Here is a 20,096-nt window from a genome sequence, read left to right on the forward strand (position 1 = left end):
CCGACGTGGCCCCTCCATGCGCATCCTGGTCGTTCAGAACAACCGAAACGCCCCCGCCGGACTCGTCGGGGACGCGCTGGCCGAGTTCGGCGCGACTCTGGTCACCGTCGCCGCCGACGAAGGGGAGGCGCTGCCCGCCACGCCGGAGGGCTATCACGGGCTGCTGGTCCTCGGCGGACCGCAGGACGCCTGGAACGACGCGCAGGGGCCGCATTTTCCGCAGGTCATGGGGTTGATCCGCGCCTTTGCGGCGGAGGAGCGCCCGGTAATGGGCATCTGCCTGGGCGCGCAGTTGGCCGCCCGCGCTTTCGGCGCCCGCGTCTATCGCCATTCGGTGGCGGAAATCGGCGTGGGCGCGGTCCGGCTGTTCAACGCCGCCTCGGGCGATCCGCTGCTCGGCGGGTTGGCGCCGGAACTGCACTTGGTGCAGTGGCACTACGACACCTTCGAATTTCCCGAGGGCGCCGTGCCGCTGGCCTGGAGCGAAGCCTGCATGCGTCAGGCCTTCCGGCTCGGCCGCAACCTCTACGCCTTCCAGTTCCACCCGGAGGCCGACGCCGCCATCGTCCGCGGCTGGGCGGATAAGTTCGGCGTCGACTCGCGGGAGCGCAACCGGGCCGTTCTCGACGGGCTGGACGCGGCGCTGGAGCGGCATCTGCCCGCCGCCGAAGCGGTGGCCCGGACGATCTCCCGCCGCTGGCTGGATCTGGTGATCGAACGGGCTGCCTGAGCCTTACCCGCGCAGTTCCGCCAGCAGGTCCGGCGTGTCCACGTCGTAGAGGATGCCGCCGTCCTCAACCGGCACTTCGATCACCTGATCGGCGTGGGTGGCCAGCAGGGTCTTGGCCCCGGCGTCGCCGGAGAGTTTCGCCATCTCCGTGAAGAAGCCGCGGTCCCACAGGACCGGGTTGCCGCGCTTGCCATGGACGGTCGGGACGCAGACGGTCCGGCCCTCCAGCGGGTTGTAGGCGGCGATAAGCCGGTCGATGGCCTGCGGCGTGACACGCGGCATATCGCCGAGGCACACCACCACCCCGTCGACATCCGCCGGCAGGGCGGCCAGCCCGGCGCGCAGCGAGGCGCTGAGCCCGTCGGCGAAGGACGGGTTGTGGACGATGGTCAGCGGGCGCCCGGTCAGCGGCGCGGACACCGCCTCGGCCATGTGGCCGGTCACCACCACCACCGGCTTGGCCTGCGAGGCCAGCACCGATTCGACCGTGCGGACGACCAGCGGCTCCCCGCCGACGTCGGCGAGCAGCTTGTTGCTGCCGCCCATCCGGCTCGACCGTCCGGCGGCCAGAACCAGCGCGGCGATGCGCGGCGCGCGCGGCGGCTCCACCGCGACGGCGCCGGCGCGGGGCAGGGGCCGGCTGGGGATCTCGGCCAACAGACCACCCACCCCCATGCGCATGACATCGGCCCGCGTCACCGGAATGCCCGCGGCAATGCGTTGGAGCACCCAGTCGAAGCCGTTCAGCTTGGGCGACCGCGCGCAGCCGGGCAGGCCGAGCACCGGGGTTTCCCCGATATGCGCGATCAGCAGCAGGTTGCCGGGGTCGACCGGCATGCCGAAATGCTCGATCACGCCACCCGCCCGCTCGATGCCCGCCGGCAGCACGTCGCGCCGGTCGGTGATGGCCGAGGCCCCGGCGATCAGCAGCAGGTCGACGCGCCCCGCCGCGGCGATGGCGTCGGCCAGCGCCGCCTCGCCGTGGTAGCAGCGCGAATCGCGGACCAGTCGCCCGCCCATCGCCTCCAGACGTTGCCGCGTCACGGTCACGGTCTTGTCGAGGACGCTGTCCTTCACGCCGGGCAGGCGGGTCTGGATCAGCGCGGCGGTCAGCGGACGGAAGGGTGCGACGCGCAGCGCCGGCATCCCGGCGGACGCCTCGACCTCCGCCCCGTCCACGGCGCCGCGGGGGGCGGCGAAGGGGATGATCTTGACCGTGGCGACCATCTGGCCGGGCTCGACCGGCGCGAAGGCGGGGAGGGTGGCGACCGTTACGCTTTCGTCGATGAGGTTCAGCGCATTGATCCGTTCGACATCCGGAACGAACAGGCCGCGCGATTCGGCGAACAGGTTGACGCGCCCGGTGAAGGCGGCGCCGACGGTGATCTCCTGCCCCTTCAGAGCGGCGGCGATGCGGGCCGCCGCCGCGTCCTCGCCCACATCGTCAGGACCGGGCTTGGCGACGGTCACCGTGGTGAGGCCGGCGTCGCGCAGCGCCGTCACGTCCTCGGCGCTGAGGACGCGGCCCTTCTTGAAGCTGACGGAGCCGCGGCGGACCGAATGCGCCAGGATGGCGCCCTCCAGCTCCCGCAGGGGCAGCGGGCCGAAAAACATGGTGATGAACTCCTGTCAGGCCGCGCCGGCCTTGCGCCGTACGGCGGTGATCTGGGCCATGACCGACAGGGCGATCTCCGCCGGGGTCACGGCGCCGATGTCCAGCCCGACCGGGGCGTGGATGCGCGCCAGCTCCGCGTCGGTCACGCCCTGCTCCTTCAACCGCTCCAGCCGCTTGGCGTGGGTGCGCTTGCTGCCGAGCGAGCCGACGTAGAAGGCCGGGGAGCGCAGCGCCACCAGCAGCGCCGGGTCGTCCAGCTTGGGGTCGTGGGTCAGGGTCACCACGGCGGTGCGGTTGTCGATCGTCAGGGCGGACAGCGCCTCGTCCGGCCAGGAATCGTGCAGGGAAATTCCGGGGAAACGCGATTCCGTGGCGAAGGAACCGCGCGGGTCGATCACCGTGACGGCGTAGCCGGTCAACGCGGCAAGGGGGGCCAGCGCCTGGGCGATGTGCACGGCGCCGACCACCAGCAGGCGAAGCGGCGGGTTGTGGGTCTGGACGAACAGCTGGATGCCGTCCTCCTCGTCCTCCGGATCGCCGACGAGGCCGGAACGATCCTGGCGCAGCCTGTCCCGCACCTCCTCCAGAAGGTCGTCCTCCAGCCCGAAACCGCCGTGGACGGCGTCCTCGTAGACCAGAGTCTGCAGACCGGTGCCGAGGTCGGTTACCAGGGCCACGGGACGCCCGGCCTTGCGGGCGGCCAGCAGCCGTTCGGTGATGTCGCGCTTCATTCCACGGCCTCGACATAGACCTGCACCCGGCCGCCGCAGGCCAGACCGACCTCCCAGGCCATCTCGTTGCTGACCCCGAAGGAGATCATCCGGGGCTCACCATCCTCCATGGTCTTGCGCGCCTCATGGACCACGGCCCCCTCAATGCAGCCGCCGGAGACGGAGCCGATCATCGAACCGGCGTCGTCCACCGCCATCTGGCTGCCCACCGGGCGGGGGGAGGACCCCCAGGTGGCGACGACCGTCGCCAGCGCGACCTTGCGGCCCTCCGCGCGCCAGCCCGCGGCCTGCTCCAGAATATCGTGCTTCATGCGGCCTCCTTCAGCCACTTGCGCAGGCTCTCGGCCCGTCGCGGCCCGTCGCGGTTCAGCGCGTCGGCGAGCCCGGCCAGACTGTTCAGGTTGTGGACCGGGCGGAAGTCGTCCACATGCGGCAACAAGGCCCGGATACCGCTGGATTTTGGTGCGAACCCCTCCCACCGCAAGAGCGGGTTCAGCCAGACCAGACGGCGGCAGCTCTTGTGCAGCCGTTCGGCCTCCGCCGCAAGCCCCTCGCCGGCATCCCGGTCCAGCCCGTCGGTGATGAGCAGAACCACCGCCCCCTGGCCGAGGACCCGGCGCGCCCAGGTCCGGTTGAAGGCGTGCAGCGCCGTCCCGATGCGCGTCCCCCCCGACCAGTCGGCCACCGCCGCCGACACGGCGTCCAGCGCCACGTCCACGTCCTTGTGCCGCAGATGGCGGGTGATGTTGGTCAGGCGGGTGCCGAAGACGAAGCTGTGCACCCGGTCGCGGTCGTTGCTGACCGCGTGCATGAAATGCAGCAGCATCCGCGAATAGCGCGTCATCGAACCGGAGATGTCGCACAGCACCACCAGCGGCGGCGGCCGCGTGCGGCGGCTGCGCCGCGCCAGATCGGCGAGATCGGCGCCGGAGCGCAGCATCCGCCGCAGCGTCGCCCGAGGGTCCACGCGCGGCCCCTGCGGGTCGGGGCGGTGGCGGCGGGTCGTCACCTCGGCGACCGGCAGGGCGATGCGGGCAAGCATCCGCTTCGCCTCGGCCATCTCCGCTGCCGACATTTTCTCGAAATCCTTCTCCTGCAACCGTTCCTGGGCCGAAACGGTGAAGGCGGCGTCCACCTCGATCTCCGACTTTTCCGGCCCCTCGGCCTCCGGCGCGGTGCCGCGCAGCGCGTCGGCGACGCGGCGGGACAGCGGGTCCTGGGCGTCCGGGGACTCCGTGCGGATGGTCGGCAGCATCAGCCCCATCATCCGCTTCAGGATGTCGGGGTTGCGCCAGAAGACGTGGAAGGCTTGGTCGAAGACCTCGCGCTGGTCGCGTCGGTTCACGAAGACGGCGTGCAGCGCCCAGTAGAAGTCCACCCGGTTGCCGATCCCCACCGCCTCCACCGCCTCGACGGCCTGGAGCAGCTTGCCCGGCCCGACCGGCAGCCCGGCAGCCCGCAGCGCGCGGGCGAAATGCATCAGGTTGATGGCGAGACCGCCTTGCATCGTCTTTTACCGCGCCGTGCTGGCGGCGAGTTCCGTCTTGACCTGGGCCAGGATGCGCGCGGCCTCGCTGCCCTGGATGCGGGCGATGTCGTCCTGGTACTTCAGCAGCGTGCCCAGCGTGTCGTTGATGACCGAGGGTTCCAACTCCAGCTGGTTGAGTTCCACGAGCGCCTGCGCCCAGTCCAGAGTCTCCGTAACGCCCGGCGCCTTGTAGAGGTCCATCCCGCGCAGGCTTTGGACGAATCCGACAACCTGGGCGGCCAGCCGCGCGTCGGCGTTCGGCGCCTTCACCGCCAGGATCGCGCGCTCGCGCTCGGCGTTTGGGTAATCGACCCAGTGGTAGAAGCAGCGCCGCTTCAGCGCGTCGTGAATCTCGCGGGTGCGGTTGGAGGTCAGGATGACGATGGGCGGCTCCGGTGCCGTGACCGTGCCGAACTCCGGGATCGAAACCTGGAAGTCGGAGAGGATTTCGAGCAGATAGGCTTCGAACGGCTCGTCGGTGCGGTCCAGCTCGTCGATCAGCAGGACGGGAGGACCGGCCAAGTCGGGTTCCAGCGCCTGGAGCAGCGGGCGCTTGATGAGGAAGCGTTCGGAAAAGAGGTCGGCGGCGAGCGCGTCGCGGTCGCGGTCGCCCGACGCCTCGGCCAGCCGGATTTCCATCATCTGCCGGGCGTAGTTCCACTCGTAGACCGCCGCGGCGACGTCCAGCCCCTCGTAGCATTGCAGCCGCAGCAGGCGCCGGCCGAGCGTGGCGGACAGCACCTTGGCGATCTCGGTCTTGCCGACCCCGGCCTCGCCCTCCAGGAACAGCGGACGCCGCAGCTTTAGCGCGAGGTACAGCGCCGTCGCCAGCGAGCGGTCGGCGACGTAGTTGCCCCGCCGCAGCAGGTCCAGCGTGTCATCGACGGAGGCGGGGAGGGTGTTGGGCATGACAATCCGTCATCCAGCGGGAATACTTCCTCTCCCACCCCGGGAGAGGGAAGGGGCCCACGACGTGGGAAGGGTGAGGGTGCCGACCATAATGCGGCACCGATCCTCGACGGTACCCTCACCCGGCGCTTCGCGCCACCCTCTCCCGGGGCGGGAGAGGGATGACGATCACCCGCACGCCTCGACCGCGCGCCGCGCCATCACCCGCACCAGATGGGCGCGGTAGTCGGCGCTGGCGTGGATGTCGGCGTTCAGCCCGTCCGCCGACACCGACGCGCCGTTCAGGGCGTCGGCGCGGAAGTCCTGGGCCAGCGCCGCCTCCATGTCGTCCGCCCGGAAGACGGAGGGACCGGCGCCGGTCACCGCGACCCGCACCTCGCTCCCGAACACGGCGACGAAGACGCCGACGATGGCGTAGCGGCTGGCCGGGTTGCGGAACTTGGCGTAGGCGGCCTTGTCCGGCGTCTGGAAATGCACGGCGGTGACGATCTCGCCGGGCTCCAGCGCCGTTTCGAACATGCCGGTGAAGAAGTCATCGCCGGCGATCTCCCGCCGGTCGGTCCGCACCGTGGCCTTCAGCGCGACGACCGCGGCCGGGTAGTCGGCGGAGGGGTCGGCGTTGCAGATCGACCCGCCGAGCGTGCCCATGTTGCGCACCTGCCGGTCGCCGATTCCCTCGGCAAGGCTGGCCAGCGCCGGGATGACGCGCTTCACGACGTCGGAATGGGCGACCTGGGCGTGGCGGGTGAAGGCGCCGACGGTCAGGCCGCCGGCCTCCTCCCGGATGCCCTGAAGCTCCGGAATCTGGCCGAGGTCGATCAGATCGCTCGGCCGGGCGAGGCGCTGCTTGAGCGTCGGCAGGAGCGTCTGCCCGCCGCCCAGCAGTTTCGGGTCCTCGAACTGGCCGAGCAGGGTGACGGCGTCGGCGACGCTCTTGGGGCGGTGATAGGTGAAGGCGTACATGATGTCTCCTCCCTCTTACTCGGCCGCCTGGGCGGGGGTGTGGCGCCGGATCGCCTGCCAGACCCGCTCCGGGGTCGCCGGCATGTCGAGATGCGTGACGCCGTACTCGGACAGGGCGTGCACCACCGCGTTCATCACGGCGGCCGACGCGCCGATGGTCCCGGCCTCGCCGCAGCCCTTCACGCCCAGCGGGTTGTGGGTGCAGGGCTGGTCCTCGTGGTAGCGCACCGTGAAGGACGGCACGTCGTCCGCCCGCGGCATGCAGTAGTCCATGTAGGAGCCGGTGATGAGCTGCCCGGACTCCTCGTCGTAGACGCAGTTCTCGTAGAGCGCCTGCCCAATGCCCTGGACCAGCCCGCCATGGACCTGCCCCTCGACGATCAGCGGGTTGATGACCCGCCCGAAATCGTCCACCGCGGCGAAGCTCGCCACCTGGACCACGCCGGTGTCGGGGTCGATCTCCACCTCGCAGACGTGGCAGCCGTTGGGGTAGGTGAAGTTCTTCGGATCGTAGAAGGCCTGCTCGTCCAGCCCCGGCTCCAACTCGTCGAGCGGGAAGTTGTGCGGGACATAGGCCTGCAGGGCGATGTCGCCGATGGTCAGCGCCTTGTCGGTGCCCGCCACGACGAAGCGCCCATCCTTCACCTCGATGTCGGCCTCCGCGGCCTCCAGCATGTGGGCGGCGATCTTCTTGGCCTTGCGCTCCACCTTGTCCATCGCCTTGACGATGGCCGACCCGCCGACCGCCAGGGAGCGGGAGCCGTAGGTGCCCATGCCGAAGGGAATCTTGCTGGTGTCGCCGTGAACGATCTCGACATTCTCGATGGGCACGCCGAAGCGCTCGGAGACGAGCTGCGCGAAGGTCGTCTCGTGCCCCTGCCCATGGCTGTGCGAGCCGGTGAAGACCGTCACCGAACCGGTGGGGTGGAAGCGCACCTCCGCCGATTCGTACAGACCGGCCCGCGCGCCCAGCGCGCCCGCGACGTTGCTCGGTGCAATGCCGCAAGCCTCGATGTAGGTGGCGAAGCCAATGCCGCGCAGCTTGCCGCGCCGGGCGGATTCGGCCTTGCGCGCGGCGAAGCCGTCGTAATCGACCAAGGGCAGGGCGATGTCGAGATTCTTGGCGAAGTCGCCGGTGTCGTACTGGAGCGCCACCGGGGTCTGGTAGGGCATGGCGCTGGCCGGCACGAAGTTGCGGCGGCGCAACTCCGCCTTGTCGATTCCCGTCTCGGCGGCGGCGACCTCGACCAGCCGCTCGATCAGGTAGCAGGCCTCCGGACGTCCGGCGCCGCGGTAGGCGTCCACCGGCACGGTGTTGGTGAAGACCGCCTTCACCTCGGCGTAGATCGCCGGGGTCTTGTACTGGCCCGCCAGCAGCGTCGCGTAGAGATAGGTCGGGATCGACGGCGCGAAGGTCGACAGGTAGGCGCCCATGTTGGCGATGGTCGCGACGCGTAGCGCCAGGAAATTGCCGTCCTTGTCCATCGCCAGCTCGGCGTGGCTGACATGGTCGCGGCCGTGGGCGTCGGTCAGGAAGCTCTCGGAGCGCTCGGCGGTCCACTTGACGGGGCGCCCGACCTTCTTCGCCGCCCAGGTGACAACGGCCTCCTCGCCGTAATGGAAGATCTTGGAGCCGAAGCCGCCGCCGACGTCGGGGGCGACGACGCGCAGCTTGTGCTCCGGGATGCCCAGAACGAAGGCGCCCATCAGCAGGCGGATGACGTGCGGATTCTGGCTGGTCGTGGTCAGCGTGTGCTCGCCGGTCGCCCGGTCGTACTCGCCGAGCGCCGCCCGCGGCTCCATGGCGTTGGGGACGAGCCGCTGGTTGACCAGATCGAGCTTGGCGACATGGGCCGCCTGCGCAAAGGCCGCGTCCACCGCCGCCGCGTCCCCGAGATGCCAGTCGAAGCAGAGGTTGCCGCCGACGTCGTCATGGACCAGCGGCGCGCCACCCTCCAGCGCCTTCAGCGAAGTCACCGCCGCCGGCAGCTCCTCGTAATCGACCATGACCAGCTCGGCGGCGTCCTTCGCCTGCTCGCGCGTCTCGGCGATCACCACGGCGACGGCGTCGCCGACATAGCGCGCCCGGTCGCGGGCGATGGGGAAGTGCGGCGGCTCCTTCATCGGGGAACCGTCCTTGGAATGGATCTGCCAACCGCAGGGCAGGCTCCCGACCTTGTCGGCCTCCATGTCGGCGCCGGTCAGCACGGCGATGACGCCGGGGGCCTGCATGGCTTCGGCCGCGTCGATGCCGGCGATGCGGGCGTGGGCGTAGGGGGACCGCACGAAGACCGCGTGGGTCTGGCTGGGCCGGTTGATGTCGTCGGTGTAGGTGCCGCGCCCGGTCAGGAAGCGCGCGTCCTCGCGCCGGCGCACGGAAGCGCCGATGCCGGTGGGGTTCGCCATCTTCTTGTTCCTCCCATGAGAGCCTTTGCCCGTTGTTATTCGGCGGCGGCCTTCATCGTGCCGCCCTGCATCGCCTCCGCCCCGGCCATCACCGCCTTGACGATGTTGTGGTAGCCGGTGCAGCGACAGATGTTGCCCTCCAGCCCTTCGCGGACCTCGTGCTCGCTGGGGGAGGGGTTGGCCGTCACCAGATCGACGGCGCTCATCACCATGCCCGGCGTGCAGAATCCGCATTGCAGGCCGTGATGCTCGCGGAAGGCCGCCTGCATCGGGTGCAGCGTGCCGTCCGCCGCCGCCAGCCCCTCGATGGTGGTGACCGCGGCGCCGTCGGCCTGGGCCGCCAGCATGGTGCAGGATTTCACCGACCGCCCGTCGATGTGGACGACGCAGGCGCCGCACTGGCTGGTGTCGCAGCCGACATGGGTGCCGGTCAGGCCGAGCTGGTCACGGAGGAAGGTGACCAGCAGGGTCCGCTCCTCCACCTCGCGCGAGACCGCCTTTCCGTTGACGGTCATGGAAACGGTACACGGCATCCGCTGTCCTCCCATTGTTGGTGACGTTCTGTTGCCCCGACCTTCGCGACGCTTCTTTCGACGGTTCTTCCAGATCTGCGGGATAAAGTGTGGCGCAGGACCAACCGGAACAAGGATAGGGGGGCGCCGTCCTATCCGGTCAAGACGCCGTTCGGCCTCCTCCGAAGGGAGAGGGCTTGTGCCGAACCGCCGCGCGTCTATCGGTTCCTACGGACTGGCGGACCCACCGCCCACAAGTTAGGATACCCAACAATCCGACGCAAACCAACGCGTCTTACGAACGATCCGCTACGGACAGTCTCTCGGGAGGATAGAAGAATGAAGCGTTTCCTGGCCGCGGTCGGCGTTTGCATGTTCACCGCGCTGCCGGCCCAGGCCGAGCAGTTCGTCACCGTCCTGACCGGCGGCACCAGTGGCGTCTATTACCCGCTGGGCGTGGCGCTGTCCGGGATCTACGGCAAGGCCATTCCGGGGGCGAAGGTCACGGTCCAGGCGACCAAGGCGTCGGTGGAGAACCTGAACCTCCTCCAGTCGGAGCGCGGCGAGATCGCCTTCTCGCTCGGCGATTCGCTGAGCGGCGCCTGGAAGGGCGACGAGGAGGCCGGCTTCAAGACCAAGCTGACCAAGCTGCGCACCGTGGCCGCCATCTACCCCAACTACATCCAGATCGTCGCCAGCCGGGATTCCGGCGTGAAGACTCTGGCCGACCTGAAGGGCAAGCGCGTGTCGGTCGGCGCGCCGAAGTCGGGGACGGAGCTGAACGCCCGCGCGATCTTCGCCGCCGCCGGGCTGGGCTACAAGGATTTCGCCAAGACCGAGTATCTGCCCTTCGCCGAATCGGTGGACCTGATCAAGAACCGGCAGCTCGACGCGACCCTGATCTCCGCCGGCCTCGGCGTGGCGGCGATCAAGGATCTGGCCACCTCGCAGGAGATCACCATCGTGTCGATCCCGGCGGACGTGGTCCAGAAGGTGGGCGACTCCGCCTACATCGCGGAAACCATTCCGGCCAACAGCTACAGCGGACAGAGCGAGCCGGTGCCGACCGCGGCGGTGCGCAACCTGCTGGTCACCCACTCCGGCGTGTCGGACGACGCGGTTTACGCCATGACCAAGGCGATGTTCGAGAATCTCGACGCCATGGCCGCCGCCCACGCCGCCGCCAAGCAGATCAAGCTGGACGCCGGCGCGACCCAATCCCCGGTGCCGCTGCATCCGGGGGCGGAGAAGTTCTACAAGGAAAAGGGCCTGATGTAAGCGCGCCCCGTCGTCCCGGAACCCCCGTGCGATGAGCGCATCCTCCCAAGACGCGGACAACAGGATCCGCCAGGCCATCGACCGCGAGAATCCCTCGACGGTCGTGGCCTTCGAAGGCGTCGCCGGAAAGGCGGTCTTCGCCATCGCCGTCGCCTTCTCGCTGTTCCAGATCTGGACGGCGGCGTTCAACCCGCTGTCCAGCATGGTCGTCCGGTCGGTCCATGTCGGCTTCCTGCTGCTGATGACCTTCACCCTGTTCGGCTTCCGTTCGCACGGGGACCGGCGCAGCGTGCCCTGGTACGATTGGCTGCTGGGCCTGGGCGCCTTCGCACTCGGCCTCTACCATTACGTGTTCGAGGTCGATCTCATCCAGCGGGCGGGTGATCCGAACACCACGGATTTGATCGTCGGCGCGATCACCATCGCCCTGGTGTTCGAGGGCGCCCGGCGGATCATGGGATGGGCGCTGCCGATCATCTGCGGCGTCTTCATCCCCTACGCGCTGTTCGGGCGGCATCTGCCCTTCGGGCTGGCCCACCGCGGCTACGACATCGACCAGGTCATCGACAACCTGTACCTCTCGACCGAGGGCATCTACGGCACGCCGACCTTCGTCTCGGCGACCTTCATCTTCCTGTTCATCCTGTTCGGCGCCTTCCTGGAGCGCGCCGGCATGATCAAGCTGTTCAACGACGTGTCGCTGGGCCTCGTCGGCCATGCCAAGGGCGGGCCGGCGAAGGTGGCGGTCATCTCCTCCGGTTTCATGGGGACGATCAACGGCTCGGGTGTGGCGAACGTGCTGACCACCGGCCAGTTCACCATCCCCCTGATGATGCGCTTCGGCTACCGGCCGGCCTTCGCCGGGGCGGTCGAGGCCACGGCCAGCATGGGCGGCCAGCTCATGCCGCCGGTCATGGGGGCGGCGGCCTTCATCATGGCCGAGACCATCGGCGTCCCCTTCAGCGACATCGCCATCGCCGCGGCGATTCCGGCGATCCTCTATTTCGGCAGCGCCTTCTGGATGGTCCATCTGGAGGCGGGCAAGCGCAACCTCGTCGGTTTGCCGAAGGACCAGTGCCCCAGCGTGTCGCGCGCGCTGATCGAGGGCTGGTACCTGATCCTGCCGCTGGCGGCGCTGGTCTACCTGCTGTTCTCCGGCTTCACGCCGCTGTTCGCCGGGGTGATCGGCATCGCGTCGACCATCGCGCTGATCCTCGGCACGAAGATCGTCAGCTCCATCGGGCCGATGGCCCTGCGCGTCGCCTTCTGGGTCGTGCTGGGCCTCGTCGCGGCGGCGCTGTGGCGGATGGGCTGGCGGACGGAGCATCTGGCCTTCGCCATCGTCGGACTGCTGATCATTCCCTGCCTGATCATCAAAGGCGGGCGTGAGACGCTGGCCATGCTGGTGAACAGCCTCGCCGACGGCGCCAAGAACGCGGTCGGCGTGGGCGTGGCCTGTGCGCTGGTCGGCGTGCTGATCGGGATCCTGACGCTGACCGGTCTGGCCTCCAGCTTCGCCGGAACGATCGTCCAGCTTGCCGGCGGCAACCTGCTGGTCGCGCTGATCCTCACGATGCTGGCCTGCATCCTGCTGGGGACCGGACTGCCGACGACGGCCAACTACATCGTCACCGCGGCCATCGCGGCGCCGGCCCTGCTGCAGATGGGCGTTCCGCTGATCGTCTCGCACATGTTCGTCTTCTATTTCGGCATCATGGCCGACCTGACTCCGCCGGTGGCGCTGGCGGCGCTGGCCGCCTCGTCGATCTGCCGGGCCGGGCACATGGAGGTCGGCTGGATCGCCACGCGAATCGCCATGGCCGGCTATGTCGTGCCCTTCATGGCGGTCTATTCGCCCGCTCTGATGCTTCAGACCACGGACCCGCTGGCGGTGGTGTACGTCCTGTTCAAGGCGCTGATCGCCATCGGCCTGTGGGGAGCGGCGACGATAGGATTCTTCTGGACGCCGCTGAAGGTGGTGGAGCGGGTGTTCGCGGCGGCGGCGGCCTTCCTGTTCGTCCTGGCGCTTCCGGTGACCGACGAGGCCGGGTTCGTTATGACGGCCGCCTTCCTGCTGTGGCAGCGCCACCGCCTGCGCCGCCTGGGGCGGAGCAGCGCCCCGGCATGAGTGTGGCGTTGTGCCTGTCGGCGCTCGGCGGGGCGGTTCTGGCCGCCCTGCCGGGTTCCGCCTTCTCCCTGTCCTGGACCCATTCGGTCGAGAAAACCGAATGGCGGGAGGAGTGGCGCATCGAGAACGGGCGCCTCGCCCTGACCGAAGCCCGCGTGAAGGGCAGCGGTGCCGGGATGGAGCCGCCGGCGGGTGCCCGCTTGGCCGATGGCTGGTGGGTCTGGACACCGGCGGTGCCGGCGCTGGAACGGGTGATTCTGGCCGCCTCGTCCTTTACGCCTGACCACACGCTGTGCGTGGGCGGAGTGTGCCACCCACTTCACGGCTGGATCGGTGGGCCGGTCCCGAGTCCCCTCGAACTCAAGCCCTGCCGTTAGAGACACGTTATTCACGCACGGCCGATAAGGGGTTTCCGAAGCGGCGTTCCGGCTTGGCTTAGCCCTTTCGGAGACGCATACTTCAGTAACTGATATTACAGATGAATGCGTGTGATGACCGACGCCCGACCCACCCGACATCGCCTCTCCCGTTCACTTGCCGCTCCCCTGGCCGCTCTGGCGGGCCTCGCCGCCGCCGGACTGCCAGGGCTGGCCCTGGCGGCGGAAGCGGCGGGGGCTCCGCATCTCGACGGGCGTGACCTGAATGTTTTCTGGGTGATTCCCTTCGCCGGGATTCTGCTGTCCATCGCGCTGATGCCGCTGCTGGCGCCGTCCTTCTGGCACCATCATTTCGGCAAGGTTGCCGCAGGCTGGGCCGTCGCCTTCCTGCTCCCCTTCGCGCTGACCTTTGGGGCTGATCTCGCCACCTACGAGCTGCTGCACACCCTGCTTCTCGAATACATCCCCTTCATCGTGCTGTTGACCGCCCTTTTCACGGTGGCGGGCGGTGTTCGGATCTGTGGAACGCTGGTGGGGACGCCGTTGGCGAACACATTGGGGCTTGGGCTTGGGACGCTGCTGGCCAGCCTGATGGGGACCACCGGCGCCTCGATGCTGCTGATCCGTCCGCTGATCCGCGCCAACGAGCACCGGCGGCACAAGGTGCACACCATCGTCTTCTTCATCTTCCTGGTGTCGAACGTCGGCGGCTCCCTGACGCCGCTGGGCGATCCGCCGCTCTTCCTGGGCTTCCTGAAGGGAGTCGGCTTCTTCTGGCCGACGGTCCATCTGTTCTGGCCGATGACGCTGGTGGCCGGCTGCCTGCTGGTGATCTACTTCCTCGTCGACCTCTATCTCCACACCAAGGACCCCGGCAAGCACCCGCTGATCGAGGGCGTTCATGAACGGGAGCCGGTGCGGATCGAAGGGGCGGTGAACCTGCTCCTGCTCGTCGCCGTCGTCGGCGCGGTTCTGCTGAGCGGCGTCTGGCATCCGGGGGTGGGGGTGGAGATCTATCACATCCACGTGCCGCTGGAGACGATCGTCAGCAACCTGCTGCTTCTGGGAATCACCGGCCTGTCGCTGAAGCTGACCAGCGCGCGCAGCCGCCGCCTGAACGCCTTCACCTGGGGACCGATCCTGGAGGTGGCGAAACTGTTCGCCGCGATCTTCCTGACCATCATTCCGGCCATCGCCATCCTGCGGGCGGGCACCGACGGGGCGCTGGGCGCCATCATCGCGGCGGTGAACCAGGACGGCCAGCCGGTTCCGGCGGCCTATTTCTGGGCGGCCGGTCTGCTGTCCAGCTTCCTCGACAACGCACCGACCTACCTGATCTTCTTCAACACCGCGGGGGGCGACGCGCAGGTTCTGATGACCGACCTCGCCGTGACCCTGGCGGCCATTTCGGCGGGTGCGGTGTTCATGGGCGCCAACACCTACATCGGCAACGCGCCGAACTTCATGGTCAAGGCCATCGCGGAGGAGCGCGGCGTGGCGATGCCGAGCTTCTTCGGCTACATGCTGTGGTCCTTCGGCATCCTGGTGCCGCTGTTCGTCCTGGTGACCTGGGTGTTCTTCCTCTAGGCCAGCCTTGCGAGGCCGGCGGCCGGCGGAAGCGCCGCCCGCCGGCGCGTGAGCCCTCAATGCGACATCAGGACCGGGGTGGTGAGGTTGGACAGCACCGTGCGCGTCGCCCCGCCCAGCACCAACTCCCGCAAGCGGGAATGGCCGTAGGAACCCATCACCAGCAGATCCCCGCCCAGGCTGCGATGGCTGTCCAGAATGATCTCCCCGACGTCGCCACCCTGGAAGATGCTGGCCTGATGCTGGCTGCGGACACCGTGGCGCTCCAGCCAGATCATCAGATCGCGGCCGCCGTCCAACGCATGGCCCGGCGGGTCGATGGTGACCACCGTAACCCGTTCCGCCTCCTTCAGGAATGGCATGGCGTTGCGCACGGCGCGCCCGGCTTCCCGCGTGTTCTTCCAGGCCACCACCACATGGCGGCCGATCTCCGTCCGGGGCGGAAAATTGAAAGGGAGAACGAGGGTCGGGCACGAGCTGGTCAACGGAAGCCGGTCCGGCACCTGGAGCATCACCCGGTCGGCGAGGTCGTCCCCGTGGCTCTGGGTCACGATGGCCAAGTCGGCATAGGCGGCGCGGGCGGCCAGCAGCTCCACATGGTCCCCTTCGTCGACCGTCCAGGAATAGGAGCAGTCCTTCAACGCCGACCGGACCTCCTGTTCGATCAGTCCGGCCTTCTCGTGGGCGATGGCCGTGGCCTCGGCGATGTAGGCGTAGGAGGCGGCACGCCCGGTCACCGCGGGAGGCATCGACACCGGCGTGGCGACGAACAGCACCTCGACAAAGGCCGAGAAGCGCTTGGCGAGACCGACCGCGACCTCAAGCCGTTGGGTGTGGCGGTCGTCGTTCGACATGTGCAGCAGGATCGTCTTGATCGGCATGGTCTCGCTCGCGGGTTTCGAACCGGATGACCGGGACTCCATTGGTAACGTTTGCCGGGCCGTTCTGGCAACGGCGCGGCTAGCGGCTGGCGAGGCCGGTGGGGCTGCCCCCGCCGGGGTCGGGAGGCAGACCGGAGATTTCCAGGAGCAGCTTGCTGAGAATGGCGTCGGCGAAGGCTTCGAAGCTGACGGCGGGCACCAGGAAGGCACCGGGTCCGCCGATCACATGCTCCTCGTAATAGCCGTCGAGATTCGTCGGAGCCGCCCCGCCCCAGGGATTGGGCCGGTCGTTCAGGATCGGCAGGCCGTTGATGGTGATCCCGGCGGCCACCGCCTCGTCGCGCGCCCATTGCACGGGACGGCCGCGGTTGTTGATCCCGTCGCCCGACACGTCGATCACCCGCCGCGTCCCCTCGAAGCCGTTGTCGTTGAACAGGCGGACGCTGAAGTCGATGGCCGCGCTGATCGAGGTCCACTGCGCGCTGAGCGTGGGCGATTCGGCGAGCGATGAGGCGAAGGCTTCGGCGCTGCCGTGATCGCTCAGCAGGGTCCAGGGCACTGTGATGCGCTGGAAGCTGTCGCCGGCCCATTCGACGTAGGTGACGGCGATGCGCCCGAAGGGACCGCCGCGAATCGCCGCTTGGACCTTCGGGTCGGTGAGGGCGGCGACGTAGCCTTCGCGCTGAAGGCGGCCTTCCTCCGCGTCCACGCTGCCGGATACGTCCACGGCCAGCACCAGCTCCAGATCGACCGGCGTGTCGGCAAAGGCCGGCGTCCCCAATCCGCCGGCAACAAGAACCGCGGCGGCTACCCCCGCCAGACGCCACGCACCGTCCATGCCGTGCCTCCCCCGCGGATGTTCCAGCCCCCTCAAGAAAAGAGATCGCCACGTGGCCACGACAAGGGGCGCTGTGCACGAGACGTTGACGGACGGGACTTGCCGCTCCACCTCTCCACCCCATGCCGACCGATTTTCCCAACGAATTTCCGCCAACGTTTCCCGTCCGCCCGCTGTTTCTCGGCAGCGAGATCTACCGGGGCTCCAGCTACGGCGCGAAGCACCCGCTGGCCATCCCGCGGGTGTCCACCGCCATCGACCTCAGCCGCGCCATGGGCTGGCTGCCCGACGCGGCCTACCGCGACAGCCCGCTCGCAACGCCCGAGGAACTGGCCCGTTTCCACGCTCCGGACTACATCGCCGTCCTGCACCGCGCCGAGGCCGACCAGCGCGTGGATGCCGCGACGGGGGAGCGCTACAACCTCGGCCGGTTGGAGAATCCCGTCTTTCCGGAGATGTACCGCCGCCCCGCCATCAGCACCGGCGCCGCCATCCTGGCCGGGCGCCTGCTGGCCGAAGTGCCCGCCGGCATCGTCTACAGTCCGGCCAGCGGCACCCATCACGCCCGTCCGGGACGGGCCAGCGGCTTCTGCTACCTCAACGCTCCGGTTCTGGGCATCCTGGCCCTGCTCGATTCCGGGGTCGACCGGGTGCTCTATGTGGATCTCGACGCCCACCACGGCGACGGGGTGGAGGACGCCTTCGCCGACAATGACCGCGTGCTGACCCTGTCGGTCCATGAGGACGGGCGTTGGCCCTTCACCGGCAAGGCGGAGGACCGCCCTGGCGCAATGGCCGTCAACCTGCCGGTTCCTCCGGAGTTCAACGACACCGAGATGGATTACTTGCTGGAGACGGTGATCCTGCCGTTGGGGCAAGCGTTCCGCCCACAGGCGCTGGTCATCCAGACCGGGGCCGACGCGCTCGCCGAAGACCCGTTGAGCCGGCTGGAGCTGTCGAACGGCGCGCTGTGGCGGGCGGTTCGAGCGCTGATGGGGCTGGCGCCGCGCCTGATGGTCGTCGGGGGCGGCGGCTACAATCCCTGGTCCGTCGGGCGCTGCTGGGCGGGAATTTGGGCCGTGCTGAACGGCATCGACCCGGTGGTGCCGCCGACGCCGGAGGCAGAGAGGGTGCTGCGGGCGCTGTCCTGGTCGCGCGCCGCCGGGCGCAACCCGCCGGAGCATTGGTTCACGACGCTTGCCGACGCGCCGCGCCCCGGCCCGCTGCGCGACGAGGTGCGTCGCGTTGCCGCTGCGGCAATGGCGAAGATGGTCCGTACTGGATAATCTTTGGAAAGTTTTTCATTCCCGTATGTCACGCAGTTGACGTAATGGGACGAATCGGACAGCCTGATCCGCGCGACTTGCGCTGTCCGCTGGCCATTCCGATGAATCGCGCCATGCCGGGAGCCGGAGAGGGAGAAGGGCAGGCCGCCGATGTCCAACACCACCTTGCTCCTGCTGACCATCGCCGCGATGATGCTGGCTGCCGTACCGGTCGCCATGATGCTGAAGCGTTTCCTGCCTGACTTTCTTCATCGCTCGGCAGGCATCGACCAGCTTGAGAACCGCATCTACGTCCTGCATTCGGAGATCCACGAGCTTCAGGACCGGGTGAACGGCAAGGTGCAGCGGCGCAACCAAGCGTCCGCCGAGAAGCACCGCGCCGAAACCGAAAACCGCAAGCTGGAGCGGGCGATTGCGGAAATCGCGCTCCAGCCGCCCATGTTCGTGCACGAGGTGGGCGATCCCCAGGCAGGACTGTCGAAGTTCCTGGTGAACGTCGCCCAGGAGAAGGCCTCTTCCGGCGGCGACAAGTCCCAGGTCAACCCGATCTGGCGCTGCGCCAACGTGGCGGAGGTCTGGGCGTCCAACGCGGAGGAAGCCAAGCAGCTCGTCGAGGTGGCGTTCCCCTTCAAGATGGGCTTCACCAAGACGTTCCAGAAGACCCAGGGCCGCCTCAACCCTGCCCGCATCAAGGCGCCCGCGTCATGATGATCAATTTCCTCATCATATTGGGGATCATCGCCATCGGCGCATGGCTGGGCAACGTGCTGCTGGCGGTCGATTCGCAGGTGGTGCAGAGCCGAAGCCGGATGCGCGCCGCCAAGGACACCATCGGCAAGCTGGAGGCAACGATCCGTCGGCTCCAGAACGAGGAACAGCATCTCGCCAAGGAAACCGAGGAGTGCATGGCCGACATGGTCGAGGCGAGGCGCAAGCAGTCCGACATCCAGCGACGCCTGTCCGAGGCGCAGACCAAGCAACGTCCCCAGCTCCTGATCCTGACCGACCGGCGCAATCCGAACGACAAGGAATGGCTGGTGACCGTCGTCAACACCCAGATCGGCGAGATCGACGCCTTGCACCCGCTGGCCGTCGAATGGGCACGCGGGCGCGATTACCTCGTCTGGGCCGAGAGCGACCGGGAGGCCGGAGAGCGTGCCATCCGCCGCTTCAGCGCCCGCCCCGGCTATCAGATCAAGCAGGTCAAGCCGCTGACCAAGGACATCTACACCACCGCCAGCGATCGTACGGCGGCGTAACGCCGCCGGAGAGACGCCTCTGGACAGGCGTGCTCCGCGGCGGCATCGTCCAGTCGCTGAAAATCTCAAGGGATGGTTGGTCGCGATGATCGGACGGGCTGTGCGCGGAATTCTGAGTGGGATTTTGGTGGGTTTTGCGATTCTGCTGTCGGCCCTGCCGGCGGTCGCGCTGGAGAGCTTCGCACGCTCTTCCCTGACCGTCGAGACGTCGGGCGGCGGCAAGTACCGCTTCGACGTGGAACTGGCGGAAACCCCGGCGCAGCAGGCTCAGGGGCTGATGTTCCGCGAGACGATGGCCGCCGACGCCGGAATGCTGTTCACCTACAACCGTCCGCAGCCGGCCAGCTTTTGGATGAAGAACACGCTGATCCCGCTCGACATGATCTTCATCGGATCGGATGGCCGCATCGTGAACATCCATGCCAACGCCGTGCCCCAGTCGCTGGACGCGGTGAACTCCGCCGGTCCGGTGAAGGGCATCCTGGAGATCAACGGCGGCATGAGCGCGCGGCTGGGCATCCGCCCGGGCGACCGCGTGGTGCACCCGGTCTTCGGCACCGCAAAGTGACGCCGCCGCGGTTCTAACAAATCACATCGGGAAACCCGAAGGCGGTCAGGATGAACCGGGCCGCCTCCTCAGGCTCCGTCGCACCGCTCACCACAGCGGCGGCGCGCGGGTGCAGCCACCGCCGCAAAGCTCTCCTTAGCCCGCCGTCGGACAGCGGCGAATCCTCCAGCACCGCCACGGGCGTGCCCTGCCGCGCCAGCCGGACGGCGCCAAGGGCGACGAGCCCGGCGTCCTCTCCCACCCCGATGAGCCCGGCCGGCCGCCGCTCCGCGACGATCCGCGCGAGAGCGAGGACGGAAGTGCCGGTGTGGCGCTTGGCGAGGTCGATCTGGCCGATGCAGGGGTGCAGCACTGCCCGCAATGATCCTCCCCCCATCGGGGCCATGACGTCGAGCCCATACCCCCGCCGGCGCAGGGCACCGGCCAATCCCACAGCGGCGCGTCCGGCCGGAGTGTCGTCCAGCCCGGACACGAAGACGGCGAGACGTGGCGGGGGGTGG

20 protein-coding genes are annotated in these 20,096 nt (G+C 68.6%); 9 read left to right on the forward strand and 11 right to left on the reverse strand.

Features of this window, described 5'->3' with window-relative positions; genetic code table 11:
- Window positions 1–16 precede the first annotated feature (16 nt).
- The gene (locus GBZ26_RS00750; protein WP_174437146.1) at window positions 17–730 is read left to right on the forward strand and encodes a type 1 glutamine amidotransferase; all 714 of its coding nucleotides are present in this window, start codon (window positions 17–19) and stop codon (window positions 728–730) included.
- 3 nt (window positions 731–733) lie between these two features.
- Here the strand turns inward: GBZ26_RS00750 and GBZ26_RS00755 are convergent, their stop codons facing one another.
- The 8 genes from GBZ26_RS00755 to GBZ26_RS00790 all read right to left on the reverse strand — a co-directional run bounded on the left by GBZ26_RS00755 (window position 734) and on the right by GBZ26_RS00790 (window position 9,415).
- Window positions 734–2,344, reverse strand: coding sequence for an NTP transferase domain-containing protein (locus GBZ26_RS00755; protein WP_174437147.1), 1,611 nt, complete (start codon window positions 2,342–2,344; stop codon window positions 734–736).
- 15 nt (window positions 2,345–2,359) lie between these two features.
- A complete protein-coding gene (locus tag GBZ26_RS00760) occupies window positions 2,360–3,076 on the reverse strand; it encodes an XdhC family protein (RefSeq protein WP_174437148.1) in 717 nt (238 codons plus the stop codon).
- A complete protein-coding gene (locus GBZ26_RS00765) occupies window positions 3,073–3,387 on the reverse strand; it encodes an XdhC family protein (protein WP_174437149.1) in 315 nt (104 codons plus the stop codon). The genes GBZ26_RS00760 and GBZ26_RS00765 overlap by 4 nt, the downstream gene beginning before the upstream one ends.
- Window positions 3,384–4,583, reverse strand: coding sequence for a vWA domain-containing protein (locus GBZ26_RS00770; protein WP_174437150.1), 1,200 nt, complete (start codon window positions 4,581–4,583; stop codon window positions 3,384–3,386). The genes GBZ26_RS00765 and GBZ26_RS00770 overlap by 4 nt, the downstream gene beginning before the upstream one ends.
- 6 nt (window positions 4,584–4,589) lie before the next feature.
- Window positions 4,590–5,513, reverse strand: coding sequence for an AAA family ATPase (locus GBZ26_RS00775; protein WP_174437151.1), 924 nt, complete (start codon window positions 5,511–5,513; stop codon window positions 4,590–4,592).
- Between the two features lie 168 nt (window positions 5,514–5,681).
- Window positions 5,682–6,476 (reverse strand): FAD binding domain-containing protein, encoded by a 795-nt coding sequence (locus tag GBZ26_RS00780; protein WP_174437152.1) that lies wholly within the window; start codon window positions 6,474–6,476, stop codon window positions 5,682–5,684.
- Window positions 6,477–6,491: 15 nt separating this feature from the next.
- Window positions 6,492–8,882 (reverse strand): xanthine dehydrogenase family protein molybdopterin-binding subunit, encoded by a 2,391-nt coding sequence (locus GBZ26_RS00785; RefSeq protein ID WP_174437153.1) that lies wholly within the window; start codon window positions 8,880–8,882, stop codon window positions 6,492–6,494.
- Window positions 8,883–8,917: 35 nt separating this feature from the next.
- The gene (locus GBZ26_RS00790; RefSeq protein ID WP_035673773.1) at window positions 8,918–9,415 is read right to left on the reverse strand and encodes a (2Fe-2S)-binding protein; all 498 of its coding nucleotides are present in this window, start codon (window positions 9,413–9,415) and stop codon (window positions 8,918–8,920) included.
- A gap of 318 nt (window positions 9,416–9,733) precedes the next feature.
- On the opposite strand from GBZ26_RS00790, the gene GBZ26_RS00795 reads away from it, so the two are divergent.
- The 4 genes from GBZ26_RS00795 (at window position 9,734) to GBZ26_RS00810 (ending at window position 14,764) form a co-directional block, all read left to right on the forward strand.
- A complete protein-coding gene (locus GBZ26_RS00795) occupies window positions 9,734–10,672 on the forward strand; it encodes a TAXI family TRAP transporter solute-binding subunit (protein ID WP_174437154.1) in 939 nt (312 codons plus the stop codon).
- Between the two features lie 31 nt (window positions 10,673–10,703).
- Complete coding sequence (locus tag GBZ26_RS00800) at window positions 10,704–12,800, forward strand: TRAP transporter permease (protein ID WP_174437155.1); 2,097 nt, start codon at window positions 10,704–10,706, stop codon at window positions 12,798–12,800.
- Complete coding sequence (locus GBZ26_RS00805) at window positions 12,797–13,177, forward strand: DUF1850 domain-containing protein (RefSeq protein ID WP_174437156.1); 381 nt, start codon at window positions 12,797–12,799, stop codon at window positions 13,175–13,177. The genes GBZ26_RS00800 and GBZ26_RS00805 overlap by 4 nt, the downstream gene beginning before the upstream one ends.
- Before the next feature lie 114 nt (window positions 13,178–13,291).
- On the forward strand, window positions 13,292–14,764 hold the full coding sequence (locus GBZ26_RS00810) for a sodium:proton antiporter (protein WP_174437157.1): 1,473 nt from the start codon (window positions 13,292–13,294) through the stop codon (window positions 14,762–14,764).
- Window positions 14,765–14,820: 56 nt separating this feature from the next.
- On the opposite strand, the gene GBZ26_RS00815 is transcribed toward GBZ26_RS00810, so the two are convergent.
- The gene (locus tag GBZ26_RS00815) at window positions 14,821–15,645 is read right to left on the reverse strand and encodes a universal stress protein (RefSeq protein WP_174437158.1); all 825 of its coding nucleotides are present in this window, start codon (window positions 15,643–15,645) and stop codon (window positions 14,821–14,823) included.
- A 79-nt stretch (window positions 15,646–15,724) separates the two neighbouring features.
- Window positions 15,725–16,483, reverse strand: coding sequence for a DUF1194 domain-containing protein (locus tag GBZ26_RS00820; RefSeq protein ID WP_174437159.1), 759 nt, complete (start codon window positions 16,481–16,483; stop codon window positions 15,725–15,727).
- A gap of 122 nt (window positions 16,484–16,605) precedes the next feature.
- On the opposite strand from GBZ26_RS00820, the gene GBZ26_RS00825 reads away from it, so the two are divergent.
- From GBZ26_RS00825 to GBZ26_RS00840, 4 genes are all read left to right on the forward strand, one after another.
- Window positions 16,606–17,769, forward strand: a complete 1,164-nt coding sequence (locus GBZ26_RS00825) for an acetoin utilization protein AcuC (protein WP_174437160.1) — start codon at window positions 16,606–16,608, stop codon at window positions 17,767–17,769.
- A gap of 150 nt (window positions 17,770–17,919) precedes the next feature.
- On the forward strand, window positions 17,920–18,477 hold the full coding sequence (locus GBZ26_RS00830) for a hypothetical protein (RefSeq protein ID WP_174437161.1): 558 nt from the start codon (window positions 17,920–17,922) through the stop codon (window positions 18,475–18,477).
- Window positions 18,474–19,028 (forward strand): hypothetical protein, encoded by a 555-nt coding sequence (locus GBZ26_RS00835; protein ID WP_174437162.1) that lies wholly within the window; start codon window positions 18,474–18,476, stop codon window positions 19,026–19,028. Before GBZ26_RS00830 ends, GBZ26_RS00835 begins: the two co-directional genes overlap by 4 nt.
- Window positions 19,029–19,155: 127 nt before the next feature.
- Entirely contained in the window at window positions 19,156–19,596 is a 441-nt protein-coding gene (locus GBZ26_RS00840; protein WP_343207200.1) for a DUF192 domain-containing protein, read from the forward strand.
- 13 nt (window positions 19,597–19,609) lie between these two features.
- Here GBZ26_RS00840 and GBZ26_RS00845 read toward each other — a convergent pair.
- On the reverse strand, window positions 19,610–20,096 hold a 487-nt coding region (locus tag GBZ26_RS00845; RefSeq protein WP_174437164.1), incomplete at its 5' end, for a hypothetical protein.

It is taken from the genome of Azospirillum formosense (assembly GCF_013340925.1).
In the GTDB taxonomy this organism is placed as follows: Bacteria; Pseudomonadota; Alphaproteobacteria; order Azospirillales; family Azospirillaceae; genus Azospirillum; species Azospirillum formosense.